The following is a 12,345-nucleotide window of genomic DNA, read 5'->3' as shown; positions in this document are numbered from 1 at the left end:
CACCCTGGTCACGACAACTTTCGCAAAGGGGGCGCCAGGAGGTTGCCGGGGCTCACACCGCCGGCGGCATGGTCTGCTCGGCCCAGATGGTCTTGCCCCGCCGGGTGTAACGGCTGCCCCAGCGGGTGGTCAGCTGGGCGACCAGATACAGGCCGCGGCCACCCTCGTCGGTGGCCCGTGCCCGGCGCATCCGCGGCTGCGTGCTGCTGGGGTCGGACACCTCGCAGGTCAGCACATCGGTGCGGATCAGCCGGAGTTCCACCGGACCGCCCGCGTGCCGGATGGCGTTGGTCACCAGCTCGCTCACCACCAGCTCGGTGGTGAACGCCAGCAAATCCAGCTCCCAGACGGCCAGCTGGCCGGCCACCAGCTCCCGCGCCCGCGACACCACCGCCGGATCGGCCGCCAGCGCCCACGTCACCGTGTCGCCCGGCGGCACCCGCCGGGTCCGGGCGACCAGCAGCGTCACATCGTCCGGCAGCCGGGTCGGCGGCAGACCGGCGACGATCTCCCGGGCCACGTCCTGCAGCGGCCGGTCCCGCGCCGCCCCCGACCGGACCAGCCGCTCCCGCAACTGCGCCATGCCCTCGTCGATGTCGCCCTCTCCGCGCTCGATCAGCCCGTCGGTGTAGAGCGCCAGGACGCTGCCGGGGGCGACGTCGACCACCGTCTTCTCGAACGGCAGCCCGCCCACGCCCAGCGGCGGCCCCGGGCTCATCTCGACGAACTCCGCCGAGCCGTCCGCGCCCACCAGCGCCGGGGGCGGATGGCCCGCGCTGGCCAGTGCGCAGCGCCCGCTCACCGGGTCGTACACGGCGTACAGGCAGGTGGCGGCGAAGGAGTAGGTACCGCCCGGGACGGCGGCGCCCTGGGGGCTCGGCCGGGTCGGCTGGAGGGCGGTGCCGCCCTCCAGCTCCAGCTCCGGCCAGCCGCCGCGGTCGCCGGAACCGGCGTCCAGCCCGGTGTCCAGCGGCAGTTGCAGGACGAGGTCGTCCAGGTGGGTGAGCAACTCGTCCGGATCGGGGTCCAGATCGGCCAGGGTGCGGACCGCCGTCCGCAACCGGGCCATCGCGGTGGTGGCCCGCAGCCCGTGTCCGACCACATCGCCCACCACCAGGGCCACGCGCGCGGAGGACAGCGGAATGACGTCGTACCAGTCGCCGCTCACCCCGCCGATGGGGTCGGCCGGCAGGTAGACACTCGCGGTGCGGACGGCCGCGGTGTCCGCCGTGGCCGGGGGCAGCAGCGAACGCTGGAGGCTGACCGCGGCCAGGTGCTCGCGGGTGTAGCGGCGCACGTTGTCCAGCGCCAGCGCCGCCCGCGAGGCGATCTCCTCCACCAGCGCCAGATCGTCCTCCTCGAAATCCGGCCGGGACGTCGCGGTGCGCCACAGGGTGAGATTGCCCAGCAGGGTCTTCCGGCTGCACACCGGGACGCTGATCGCCGACCGGGCGCCGGGCGCGTCGGTGGCCCACGCGGGCGGGGCCGGGCCCGGCCCGGTGTCCCCGTTCAGGCCGGTGACCAGCACCCCCCGCCCGTGCCGCTGCGGCGCGGCGGGCACCGCGCGGGTGGCGGAGATCTCCCCGGGCCCGCCGGACCGCAGCGAGGCCGCGCCCTCGCCGGCCGCCGCGGTGCGGCGCATGGCGATCCGCTCATGGTGGTCGGGGACCGGCTCCCCGCCGGTGAACACCGGCTCGGCCACGTCCACCGCCACGATGTCGGCGAGCCCGGGCGCCAGCGCGCCGGCCAGGTCCTCGCTCGTCGCCAGCGCGGACAGCGAGCCGCCCAGCGCCGCGGTGGCCCGGTGCAGCAGGGCCAGCCGCTGCCGGCCCCGGTGCTCGGCGGTGACGTCCACATAGGTCGCGGCCACCCCCAGCAGGCGCCCGCTGGGCTCCTGCAGCCGGTAGGCCGAGACCATCATGACCACCCCGCTGCGGGGGTCCTCCAGGGTCCGCGCCAGAGCGGTGAAGCCGACCAGGGGCTCCCCGGTGCGCAGCACCTGACGGAGCCGGTCCTCCACGGCCCTGGCGTCCTCCGGCCACAGGAAGTCCGCCAGCCGGTGGCCCCGCAGATCCTCCGGCACCCCGGTGTACGGCAGCAGGGGGGTGTTGGTGCGCAGCAGCCGCAGCTCCTCGTCGAAGACGGCCAGCCCGATCCGGTCCTGGCCGAACAGCTCACCGGCCAGGGCATGGTCCTGTCGCCACCGGGTGAGCAGCTCGTACGGAGCGCCCAGCACCAGGTATCCGGAGGGGAACCGGGAGTTTCCGCCGCCCAGCGGCAGCACCCGGAAGCCGACGTCGAGCCGGCCGCCCGCGCCGTGCCGCATGGTCGCCCGCCCCTCCCACGCCCGCGAGTCGAGCCGCGCCAGCACCTCGGCCCGGCTCCCGGGGTCGGCGAGCAGGTCGGTGATGGGCCGCCCGCACACGTCCTCGGAGCGGTGCCCCAGGATCTCCTCGGCCGCCGGGGTCCAGGCCACCAGGGTGCCCGCCTCGTCCACGATGGCCGCGGCGGTGTTGTAGAGGGCGAAGGGGTAGGGCTCACCACCTGGTGCACTGCTCATACGGACACACTTCCCGTTCTCCGCAGATCACCGCGATCTCACGATCACCATGATCTCAGGGCGTCTGCGTCACGCACGGCGGCACCACGGGCGGGCGGGCCCGCGCGGCTCAGTAGCCGCCGGTGCTCGAGTGTTCCTTCGGAGAGGCGCCGTCACCGACGGTCAGGGTGGTCCGCATGCCCAGATCCTTGTGGCCGTCGACCGGGCAGTACAGCTCGTACGTCGTGCCGGACTTCAAGGTCACGTCGAACTTCGCCGAATCGCCGGGGGAGACGGTCGAGGTCTTCTTCTCGATACCGGAGCCCTCGATCTCCAGCGCGTGCACATGGCTGCCGTCGTTCTTCGCGACGAAGGTGTAGTCACCGGCGGAGAAGGTGTGCCGCGACAGATCCAGCTTGTAGTCGGTCATCCGGACGTCCACCTGGGTGACGCCCGGTTCGGTGCTCCGCCCGGGGGCCGACGGTGAGGGCGAGGGCGAGCCGCCCCCGTCGCCGTCCCCGCCGCCTCCGCAGGCCGCCAGCAGCGCCGCCAGCCCACCGGCGGCCATCGACAGCCCCACGTTCCGCCGGACGAGTGTCCTTGCCATGACTCGGCCCTCCGTGCCCTCGACATGATGATCCGTGCCGGTCCCGGGCCCGTCGGCGGACGTGCCCATCCCGGTCCCGCACGGGATACGGGCCGCGCCGCCCGGCGGATTGGCGGCCGTACGGCGGACGGGTGATCCGCGCCGGGCGGGAGCAATCTCCGCGCCCCGGCATGCCGTATGTACGGATATGCAGAGAATGGGTCTGCCGCTCGGGCGCGTCCCCGACGAGACGCTGCTGGCCGGTCTGGCCACCGGCGACCCGGAGATCGCCGTGGCCTTCGTGCGCCGCTTCCAGCGCACGGTCTTCGGCGTCGCCATCGCGGTGGTCGGCGATCCGCAGCTCGCCGAGGACATCGCCCAGCAGACCTTCGAACGGGCCTGGCGGCACGCCCAGGTCTACGACTCCCGGCGCGGCTCGGTGCGCACCTGGCTGCGGACCATCGCCCACAACCTGGCCATCGACGCGGTGCGCGCCCGCAGGCCCGCCCCGGTGGCCCCCGAGGACCTGGATGCGCTGCTGGACATCGTCACCGAGACCCCCGAGCAGCGGGCGATCGCCGACGACGCCGCGCTGCGGATGCGGACCGCCCTGGCCCAGTTGCCCCGGGACCAGGCCAGGGCCGTGGTGATGGCCGGGATCTACGGGATGACCGGAGCGCAGATCGCCGAGTTCGAACAGATCCCGCTGGGCACCGCCAAGACCCGGATCAGGGCGGCGATGGGCAAGCTCCGCACCGCCCTCGGACCTGAGCGAGCCGACCATGAATGACCTCACCTGCGACCAGCTGAGGGCGTGCGCCGCCGAGTTGGCGCTGGGCGTCCTGCCGGGCCAGGAACGGGCCCGGGCCGTCGCCCACCTGGACCGCTGCCCCGGCTGCCGCGCCCACGTCGAACAGCTGACCCTGGTCGGCGACGGGCTGCTCGGACTCCTCCCGGGCAGCGAACCGCCGGTCGGCTTCGAGACCCGGGTCACCGACCGGCTGATCCCGGCCCGCCCGGCGCGCCGCCGGCGGCTGCGGCCGCGCCTGGTGGCGGCCGGGGCGGCCCTCGCCCTCGCCTTCGGCTTCGGCGGCTGGGCGATCGGCATCGGCACCGACCATGGGCGGCCCGCGCCGGCCTCGCAGTCCGCCGGACCGGGCCGCACCCTGCTCTCCGCCGACCTGACCGCCGGCGGCGACACCGTCGGCCGGATCTTCGCCTACCCGGGCACCCCGGGCTGGGTCTACATGTCCGTCGACCTCGGCCCCGGCCCGCACCCCGAGGAGGTCTCCTGCCAACTGGAGCACGGCGCCCGCGGCACCGGCGGCACGGTCCCCATCGGCTCCTTCGACCTCCGCGAGGGCGACGGCTACTGGGGTGCCCCGGCCCCGGTGGACCCGGACACCCTCACCGGGGCACGACTGGTGGCCGAGGACGGCCAGGTCCTGGCCACCGCCCGCTTCACCCCGCCGCGGAGCTGAGAGCCCCGTCCGAGACCGGCGCCAGCCGCTTCTCCAGCAGCGTCACCCCGTACCGCTTGCCGCCGTCGCCGTGCTTCGCGGGCGTCTCTCCCACGACCGTGTACCCCGCGTCCTGGTAGTAGCGGCGCAGTCGCGCGTTGTTCGCCCGGCAGTCCAGCCGGCACACCTCCCGGCCCGCCGCGGCGATCCGCCGCTCGGCCTCGGCGAGCATGATCCGGCCCGCGCCGGGGGGCGCGGTCCGCCGGTCCGTCATCAGCCGGTGCACATAGCCCGCCTCCACCGGCTGCCGCCCCCAGGCGGCCAGGTCCTCCCACCACAGCTCCCAGGCCCCCGCGCTGGGCCCCTCGGGCCCCAGTGTCGCGATCCAGATCTCGCCGTCCCGCAGCCGGGCCCGGAAGTGGTCAGGCCTCAGCTCACCCGGCTTCCATTGGTCTATGCCAATATCTGCCTGCCAGCGCGCGGCGTCGTCGCGCAGGCGCACCAACTCGGCTATGTCGCTCTCCCCGGCGCGCCGGAAGTGCAGGCTCCGGGCAAGGGTGGTGGTGTCGTTCATGATCCGATCCTGCCGCACCCCGCCGACGGCCCGGCACCCACCCCGCACGCCACCGCACCCGCCCCGCACACCACCGCCACCCCGCACCCGCCGCGTGCGCGGGGAGTTCATCGCATCGCCGGACGGCGCCCACGGCGCACACCCGGTCAGCTTCGCGGGCCCGCGGGTCCGTCGTTCAGGTGGTGCCGGGGTGCCGTGGCCGCCTCCGGCCCGCCGGGTGCGGCACGGTAACGGGATGCGTCGCCGATTGCTCTCCCTCACCGTGCTCGGTCTGCTGCCCGGAATCGCCGGATGCGTCTCCGTCTCCGCCGACGATCCGACCGTCGGCAAGAGCGGCAGCCCCCGGCCGCGACACACCGCCGAGGCGGGCCGCCGCGCCGAGCAGCCCGAGCGGGCCCGGGCACCCCGCGCTCCCGGCCACCCCGGCCACCCGGCCCGTCCCGCCCCCCGGCACAGTCGCCCGCCGGCACACCCCACGCCGCGGCAGGACCGCCCGGCCGCCGTGGCGGCACCCGCCGCCCCGGCCGCCCCCGCCCGGCCGGTGGCTCCGCCGCCCGCGCCGATCCCGGCGCCCCGGGGCGTGCCGAGCGCCGTGATGCCGCACCCGGGCACGGGGTCCGTGTGCGACATGGCCGGCCGGCACCTCAGCCCCGAGCAGATGGCCCTGTGCCGGCTCTACGCCCCCTAGGGGTGTCTGGGGGTCCCCCCGGACGGAGTCTGGGGGAGGGTATCCGCGGCGTCGCACCGGCCCACCGGACACGCCCTAACCGCCCAGCACGTCGGCCAGGTCGTAGCCGACCGGCTCCTCCAACTGCTCGTAGGTGCAGGAGCGCGGGTCCCGGTCGGGCCGCCAGCGGCGGAACTGCGTGGTGTGCCGGAAGCGGTCGCCCTGCATGTGGTCGTAGCCCACCTCGCACACGCGCTCGGTCCGCAGCGGCACCCACGCCAGGTCCTTCGACCCGGACCAGCGGCTGGGCGCGCCGGGCAGCCGCGCGTCCTCATGGGCGGTCTCGTCCGTCCACGCCGCCCACGGGTGCCCCTCGGCCGACTCCATGCGCAGCGGCTCCAGTTCGGCGATCAGCTCACGCCGCCGCCGCATCGGGAAGGCCGCGCAGACCCCGACGTGCTGGAGCCGGCCCGTGTCGTCGTAGAGGCCCAGCAGCATGGAGCCCAGCACCGGACCGGTCTTGTGATGGCGGTAGCCGGCGACGACGCAGTCCGCGGTCCGCTCGTGCTTGATCTTGTACATCACCCGGGCGTCCGGCCGGTAGGGAAGACCGAGGGGCTTGGCGACCACCCCGTCCAGACCGGCGCCCTCGAAGCGCTCGAACCACTCGCGGGCCAGCGCGATGTCCGTGGTGGCGGGCGCCAGATGCACCGGCGGGCCCGCGCCGCGCAGCGCTTCGACCAGGGCGGCCCGCCGCCGGGTCAGCGGGGCGTCCAGCAGTGACTCCTCGCCCAGCGCCAGCAGGTCGAAGGCCACGAAGCTCGCCGGGGTGCGCTCGGCCAGCATCCGCACCCGGGAGTCGGCGGGATGGATGCGCTCGGTGAGCAGGTCGAAGTCGAGCCGGCCCTGGTGCACGATCACGATCTCGCCGTCCACCACGCACCGGGCGGGCAGCGCCCCGCGCAGCGCGGGAATGAGTTCGGGGAAGTAGCGGGTCAGCGGCTTGCCGGTCCTGCTGCCGATCACCACCTCGTCCCCGTCCCGGTGGACGATGGCCCGGAAGCCGTCCCACTTGGCCTCGTAGTGCATGCCGTCGGGGATCCTCGCCACCGACCGGGCCAGCATCGGCTTCACCGGGGGCATGACCGGAAGGTCCATGACGTGATTGTCCCGCGCCGCACGGCACCGCGCCCGATATGCGAGGTCCGCGGCGGCCGCCTACGGTAGCGGGCATGGGCGAAGCGGTGGAGCTGGAGGCGGGGGAGCACACCGTCCGGCTGTCCAATCCGGAGAAGGTGTACTTCCCGGAGCGCGGATTCACCAAGCTCGACATCGCCCGCTACTTCCTCGCCGTCGGCCCCGGCATCACCCGCGCCCTCCACGACCGGCCCACCACCTTGGAGCGCTTCCCCGACGGCATCGAGGGGGAGTCGTTCTTCCAGAAGCGCGCTCCGAAGAACCACCCCGGCTGGCTGCGCACCGCGACCATCTCCTTCCCCAGCGGCCGGCACGCGGACGAGATCTGCCCGACCGGTGTGGAGGCGGTGATCTGGGCCGCCAACCTGGGCTGCCTCACCTTCCACCCCTGGCCGGTGCGGAGCGGCCGGCTGGACCACCCGGACGAGCTGCGCATCGACCTGGACCCGCAGCCGGGCACCGGGTACGCCGAGGCGGTGCCCGTCGCCCACGAACTCCGCGCCCTCCTCGACGAACACGGTCTGCGCGGCTGGCCCAAGACCTCCGGCGGCCGCGGCCTGCACGTGTTCGTGCCTCTGGAGCCCCGCTGGACCTTCACCGAGGTGCGACGGGCGGCGATCGCGGTCGGCCGGGAGCTGGAGCGGCGGATGCCCGGCCGGGTGACCACGGCCTGGTGGAAGGAGGAGCGCGGCGAGCGGATCTTCGTCGACTACAACCAGACCGCCCGCGACCGGACCATCGCCTCGGCGTACTCGGTGCGCCCCCGCCCGCACGCCCCGGTCTCGGCCCCGCTGCGCTGGGAGGAGGTGGGCGAAGTAGAGCCCGCCGACTTCGACCTGCTCACCATGGCGGACCGGTTCGCCGAACAAGGCGACGTGCACGCGGACATGGTGGACCACGCGTACCCGCTGGAGGGGCTGCTGGAGATGGCGGAGCGCGACGAACGGGACCACGGGCTGGGCGACATGCCCTATCCGCCGGACCATCCGAAGATGCCCGGCGAGCCCCGGCGGGTCCAGCCCAGCCGGGCCAAGCGCGCGGAGTGAGCGGCGGGATGACCTGAGCGGCGGGATGAGCGGCAGCCGGGCCTGAAGGCGCCACGGCACCGCGTCGCCGTCACCCCCGGGGCAGGGTCTGCTCGGCCCAGATGACCTTGCCGGTGGCCGTGTAGCGGGTGCCCCACCGCTCGGCGAACTGCGCGACCAGGAACAGCCCGCGGCCGCCCTCGTCCATCGTGGCGGCGTGGCGCAGATGCGGGGAGGTGCTGCTGCCGTCGGCGACCTCGCAGATCAGGAAGCGGTCCAGCAGCAGCCGGACGCGGACCGGGGGCGAGCCGTGCCGGAGCGCGTTGGTGATCAGCTCACTGAGGATCAGCTCGGTGGTGAACGCCTCCTCGCCCAGCCCCCACTCCTCCAGCCGGCCGGAGACCGCGGCCCGTACCCGGGCCACCGCGGCCGGGTCCTCCGGCACGTCCCACTGTGCGATCCGGTCGTCGGGCAGCGCGTTGGTCACCGCGACCAGCAGGGCGATGTCGTCGCGCTGGTGCGCCGGGAGCATCGCGTCGAGCACCGCCTGGCAGGTCTCCTCGGGGCCGCGCCGCCCCGGCCCGGCCAGTACGTCGCGGAGCATCGCCAGCCCGGTGTCGATGTCCCGGTCCCGTTGCTCCACCAGCCCGTCGGTGTACAGCACCAGACGGCTGCCGGGCTCCACCGGCACCTCGGCGGCTTCGAAGGGCAGACCGGACAGGCCCAGTGGCGGCCCGGCCGGCAGCTCGGGGAAGTCCACCGTGCCGTCCGGGGTGACCAGCGCCGGCGGCGGGTGGCCGGCCCGGGCGGCGGTGAACCGGCGGCCGACCGGGTCGTAGATCCCGTACAGGCAGGTCGCGCCGGTCAGCGCGTCGCTCCCGCCGCCCGCGGTGTCCGGGTCGACCTGGAGGGCCAGTTCGTTGAGCCTGCCCAGCAGCTCGTCGGGTGCCATGTCGAGCGCGGAGAAGTTGTGCACCGCGGTCCGCAGCCGGCCCATGGTCGCCGCGGCGTGCAGTCCGTGGCCGACCACGTCGCCGACCACGACCGCGGTGCGGGCGCCGGGCAGCGGGATCACGTCGAACCAGTCGCCGCCCACCCCGGCCTGCGCGGGCAGGTAGCGGAAGGCCACGTCGAGGGCGTTCTGGCCGGGCAGCGCGCTGGGCAGCAGGCTCTGCTGCAAGGTCACCGCCATCGCGTGCTCACGGGTGTAGCGGCGGGCGTTGTCGATGCACACCGCGGCATGGGCGACGACCTCTTCTGCCAGGGAGATGTCGTCCTCCTCGAACGGCTCCGGCCGCTCGGAGCGCCAGAAGCTGACGATGCCGAGGATGACGTTCCGCGAGCGCAGCGGCACCGCGATCAGGGAGTGGATCCCGTAGTCGATGATCGCCTGGGCGCGCTCGGGGTCCTGCGCCTGCCAGCCGTGGGCGAAGCGCAGGTCGGGCGCGACGAGCGCGCGGCCGGCGGCGAAGCTTCGGGCCTGCGGCGAGGACTCCACGAACCGGATGGTCCGGCCGACCGGGTAGAGCGGGTGGTCGCGGCCGATGCCGCTGATGGCCGTACGGCGCAGCTGGGCCGGCTCCCCGGCCGCCGGCTCCTCACCGGTGAGCACGCCCTCGACCAGGTCGACGGTGGTGAAGTCGGCGAGTTCGGGAACGGTCGCGTCGGCCAGCTCGTGCGCCGTGCGGGTCACGTCCAGGGTGGTGCCGATGGTCACGCTGCTGTCGTAGAGCAGCCGCAGCCGGTCCCGCGCCATGGCCGCCTTGCCCGAGAGGGTGTGCAGCTCGGTGGTGTCGCGCAGGGTGGCGACGGTACCGGCGGGGCCGTGCCGGCCGCCGGCCTCCGCGGACCCGCCGCGCCGGTCCGCGGGCCGGTTGTTCACCGCGAGCAGCCGGTCTCCGGAGGCGACCACCTCGTCGGTGGCGACGCGGCCGGAGTCCAGCAGCTCGGTCATGTGGGCGTTGAGCCCGAGCTCGGCGACGGCCTGCCCCTCGGCGTCCGCGGGCAGGGCGAGCAGCCGGCGGGCCTCGTCGTTGGCGAGGAGCAGCCGCCGCCCGCCGCTGACGATGAGCACGCCCTCCCGGACGGAGTGCAGCACGGCGTCGTAGTGCTCGTACATCCGGGCCATCTCGGCCGGGCCGAGGCCGTGGGTCTGGCGGCTGAGGCGGCGGCTCGCCATGGCGATCCCGCCGGTCGCCAGCAGCAGGGCGCCGGCCGCGCCACCGAGGAGGACCGGCAGCTGACGGCCGACCACATCGCCGACGGAGCTGGTGAGCACCCCGGCCGAGACCAGCCCGACCACCTGGCCGTCGGGGTTGCGCACCGGCACCGTGGCCTGCACCAGTTCCCCTATGGTGCCCTCGACCGTCTCGGTGACCGGCTTTCCCGCCAGCGGGTCGTCGATGTCGCCGACGAACTTCTTCCCGATCCGGTCCGGCTTGGGGTGGGTGTAGCGGATTCCCTCGGTGTCGGTCACCACGACGAAGTCGACCCCGGTGCGCTTCCGGGTCTCCTCGGCCCGCGGCTGGAGCACCGCGGTCGGATCAGAGGAGTCCAGGGCCGCCACGATCCCCGGAGAGCTGGCGAACGCCTCGGCGACGGCCAGCGACCGGTGCCGGGCATCGCTCTTGCTGTCGCGCTCCGCCTGCAGCACCAGCGCCACCACGCCGGCGGCGACGATCAGCAGGGCCACGATCACCTGGAGCACCAGTGCCTGGCCGGCGACGGTGTGGACGCCGAACATGGAAAAGCGCCGCCGACCCCGCGCGCGAGGGTGCCGCGGGGACGATGCCGCGTTCACTTCAGGTCGCAACCGACCCATACGCGTATGTTTGCACAGCTAGTTGCGGCGTGCGAACGCTGCGTTGGCTCCACGGCCGGGCAGCGCCGCTACTCCTCGCCCGGCTCCGCGCCGTACCAGACGGTGGTGGCGTTGCAGAACTCCCGGATCCCGTGGCCGGACAGCTCGCGCCCGTACCCGGAGCGCTTCACCCCGCCGAACGGGAACGCCGGATGCGAGGCGGTCATCCCGTTGAAGAAGACCCCGCCGGACTGCACGTCCTTAACGAACCGGTCCTGCTCCGCCCCGTCCCGCGTCCACACGTTGGCGCTCAGACCGAACGGGGTGTCATTGGCCAGCGCGACCGCCTCGTCCAGCCCCTCCACCCGGTAGACCGTGGCCACCGGGCCGAACGCCTCCTCGCGATGGATGCGCATCCGCGGCGTCACCTCGGCGAGGACCGTCGGCTCGTAGTACCAGCCGCGCGGCTGCCCCTCGGGCCGCCGCCCGCCGCACAGCGTCCGGGCCCCCTGCCGCACCGCGTCCTGGACCAGCTCCTCCAGATCGGCCCGCCCCCGCTCGGTGGAGAGCGGCCCGACATCGGTGGACTCCGCCATCGGATCACCGACCGTGAGAGCGGCCATCCCCTCGGTGAAGCGGGCGGCGAACTCCTCGTAGACGTCGCGGTGCGCGATGAAGCGCTTGGCCGCGATGCACGACTGGCCGTTGTTCTGCGTCCGCGCGGTCACCGCGACCCGCGCCGCCCGCTCGACGTCGGCCGACGGCATCACCACGAACGGATCGCTGCCGCCCAGCTCCAGCACGGTCTTCTTGACCTCGTCACCGGCGATGGAGGCCACCGACCGGCCGGCCGGCTCGCTGCCGGTGAGCGTCGCGGCGGCCACCCGGGGGTCGCGCAGAATGCCCTCGACCGCGTCCGATCCCACCAGCAGCGTCTGGAAGCAGCCCCGCGGGTAGCCCGCCCGGCGGAACAGCTCCTCCAGGTAGAGCGCGGTACGCGGCACGTTCGACGCGTGCTTGAGCAGCCCCACATTGCCCGCCATCAGGGCCGGTGCCGCGAACCGGACCACCTGCCAGAGCGGGAAGTTCCACGGCATCACGGCCAGCACCACGCCCAGCGGGCGGTAGACGACCCGGGCCGCGCTCGCACCGGAGTCCCGCACATCGCCCTCCGCGGGCCGCTCGTCGAAGAGCAGCTCCTCGGCCCGGCCGGCGTACCAGCGCATCGCCTTCGCGCACTTGGCCGCCTCCGCGCGCGCCGCCGCCAGCGGCTTGCCCATCTCCGTGGTCATCGTGCGGGCGACGCTCTCCTGGTCCGCATCGAGCAGCTCGGCGGCCCGCTCCAGCAGCCGTGCCCGCTCCGCGAACCCTGTTTCGCGATACCGCCGGAAGGCCTCCTCGGCCGCGGCCAGCCGCACCTCGATCCCCTCGGGACCCAGCGGGTCGAACGTCTGGAGCGTCTCACCGGTCGCGGGGTTCACCGTGGCGATGGGCATA

At 74.4% G+C, this 12,345-nt stretch carries 10 protein-coding genes; 4 read left to right on the top strand and 6 right to left on the bottom strand.

What is annotated here, in order from left to right; genetic code table 11:
• Positions 1 to 52: 52 nt before the first annotated feature.
• Entirely contained in the window at positions 53 to 2,560 is a 2,508-nt protein-coding gene (locus AC4BDD_RS01945; protein WP_490689204.1) for an ATP-binding SpoIIE family protein phosphatase, read from the bottom strand.
• 109 nt (positions 2,561 to 2,669) lie between these two features.
• Complete coding sequence (locus tag AC4BDD_RS01940) at positions 2,670 to 3,146, bottom strand: cupredoxin domain-containing protein (protein ID WP_490689203.1); 477 nt, start codon at positions 3,144 to 3,146, stop codon at positions 2,670 to 2,672.
• A gap of 187 nt (positions 3,147 to 3,333) precedes the next feature.
• Between AC4BDD_RS01940 and AC4BDD_RS01935 the strand changes: the two genes are divergently transcribed.
• Positions 3,334 to 3,915, top strand: coding sequence for an RNA polymerase sigma factor (locus AC4BDD_RS01935; protein ID WP_490689202.1), 582 nt, complete (start codon positions 3,334 to 3,336; stop codon positions 3,913 to 3,915).
• Positions 3,908 to 4,606 carry a hypothetical protein gene (locus tag AC4BDD_RS01930; RefSeq protein ID WP_490689201.1) on the top strand — a complete coding sequence of 233 codons (699 nt, stop codon included), beginning with the start codon at positions 3,908 to 3,910 and terminating at the stop codon, positions 4,604 to 4,606. The genes AC4BDD_RS01935 and AC4BDD_RS01930 overlap by 8 nt, the downstream gene beginning before the upstream one ends.
• On the opposite strand, the gene AC4BDD_RS01925 is transcribed toward AC4BDD_RS01930, so the two are convergent.
• Positions 4,587 to 5,159 carry a GNAT family N-acetyltransferase gene (locus AC4BDD_RS01925; protein ID WP_490689200.1) on the bottom strand — a complete coding sequence of 191 codons (573 nt, stop codon included), beginning with the start codon at positions 5,157 to 5,159 and terminating at the stop codon, positions 4,587 to 4,589. The two genes, AC4BDD_RS01930 and AC4BDD_RS01925, sit on opposite strands and share 20 nt — an antisense overlap.
• A 235-nt stretch (positions 5,160 to 5,394) precedes the next feature.
• Between AC4BDD_RS01925 and AC4BDD_RS01920 the strand changes: the two genes are divergently transcribed.
• Positions 5,395 to 5,847 carry a hypothetical protein gene (locus tag AC4BDD_RS01920; protein WP_490689199.1) on the top strand — a complete coding sequence of 151 codons (453 nt, stop codon included), beginning with the start codon at positions 5,395 to 5,397 and terminating at the stop codon, positions 5,845 to 5,847.
• A gap of 75 nt (positions 5,848 to 5,922) precedes the next feature.
• Here AC4BDD_RS01920 and AC4BDD_RS01915 read toward each other — a convergent pair whose 3' ends face one another.
• Positions 5,923 to 6,984, bottom strand: a complete 1,062-nt coding sequence (locus AC4BDD_RS01915; RefSeq protein ID WP_490689198.1) for an ATP-dependent DNA ligase — start codon at positions 6,982 to 6,984, stop codon at positions 5,923 to 5,925.
• A gap of 74 nt (positions 6,985 to 7,058) precedes the next feature.
• Here AC4BDD_RS01915 and ligD point away from each other — a divergent pair, with 74 nt between their 5' ends.
• A complete protein-coding gene (gene ligD / locus AC4BDD_RS01910) occupies positions 7,059 to 8,069 on the top strand; it encodes a non-homologous end-joining DNA ligase (protein ID WP_490689197.1) in 1,011 nt (336 codons plus the stop codon).
• Between the two features lie 70 nt (positions 8,070 to 8,139).
• Here ligD and AC4BDD_RS01905 read toward each other — a convergent pair whose 3' ends face one another.
• Together AC4BDD_RS01905 and AC4BDD_RS01900 are read right to left on the bottom strand one after the other, a co-directional pair.
• Positions 8,140 to 10,791 (bottom strand): SpoIIE family protein phosphatase, encoded by a 2,652-nt coding sequence (locus AC4BDD_RS01905; protein ID WP_490689196.1) that lies wholly within the window; start codon positions 10,789 to 10,791, stop codon positions 8,140 to 8,142.
• Positions 10,792 to 10,937: 146 nt separating this feature from the next.
• A complete protein-coding gene (locus AC4BDD_RS01900) occupies positions 10,938 to 12,344 on the bottom strand; it encodes an NADP-dependent succinic semialdehyde dehydrogenase (protein ID WP_490689195.1) in 1,407 nt (468 codons plus the stop codon).
• Position 12,345: the final 1 nt, after the last annotated feature.

It is taken from the genome of Streptomyces sp. JLBT605 (assembly GCF_058215555.1).
Note: the sequence above shows the minus strand (reverse complement) of the source record. Positions and strands in the feature narration are given on the sequence as shown.

Bases quoted from the DNA above. Each gene is read 5' to 3' on its own strand.
- AC4BDD_RS01920 (WP_490689199.1), top strand. From the start codon at position 5,395: ATGCGTCGCCGATTGCTCTCCCTCACCGTGCTCGGTCTGCTGCCCGGA.
- AC4BDD_RS01935 (WP_490689202.1), top strand. From the start codon at position 3,334: ATGCAGAGAATGGGTCTGCCGCTCGGGCGCGTCCCCGACGAGACGCTG.
- AC4BDD_RS01930 (WP_490689201.1), top strand. From the start codon at position 3,908: ATGAATGACCTCACCTGCGACCAGCTGAGGGCGTGCGCCGCCGAGTTG.
- AC4BDD_RS01925 (WP_490689200.1), bottom strand. From the start codon at position 5,159: ATGAACGACACCACCACCCTTGCCCGGAGCCTGCACTTCCGGCGCGCC.
- AC4BDD_RS01900 (WP_490689195.1), bottom strand. From the start codon at position 12,344: ATGCCCATCGCCACGGTGAACCCCGCGACCGGTGAGACGCTCCAGACG.
- AC4BDD_RS01905 (WP_490689196.1), bottom strand. From the start codon at position 10,791: ATGTTCGGCGTCCACACCGTCGCCGGCCAGGCACTGGTGCTCCAGGTG.
- ligD (WP_490689197.1), top strand. From the start codon at position 7,059: ATGGGCGAAGCGGTGGAGCTGGAGGCGGGGGAGCACACCGTCCGGCTG.
- AC4BDD_RS01945 (WP_490689204.1), bottom strand. From the start codon at position 2,560: ATGAGCAGTGCACCAGGTGGTGAGCCCTACCCCTTCGCCCTCTACAAC.
- AC4BDD_RS01915 (WP_490689198.1), bottom strand. From the start codon at position 6,984: ATGGACCTTCCGGTCATGCCCCCGGTGAAGCCGATGCTGGCCCGGTCG.
- AC4BDD_RS01940 (WP_490689203.1), bottom strand. From the start codon at position 3,146: ATGGCAAGGACACTCGTCCGGCGGAACGTGGGGCTGTCGATGGCCGCC.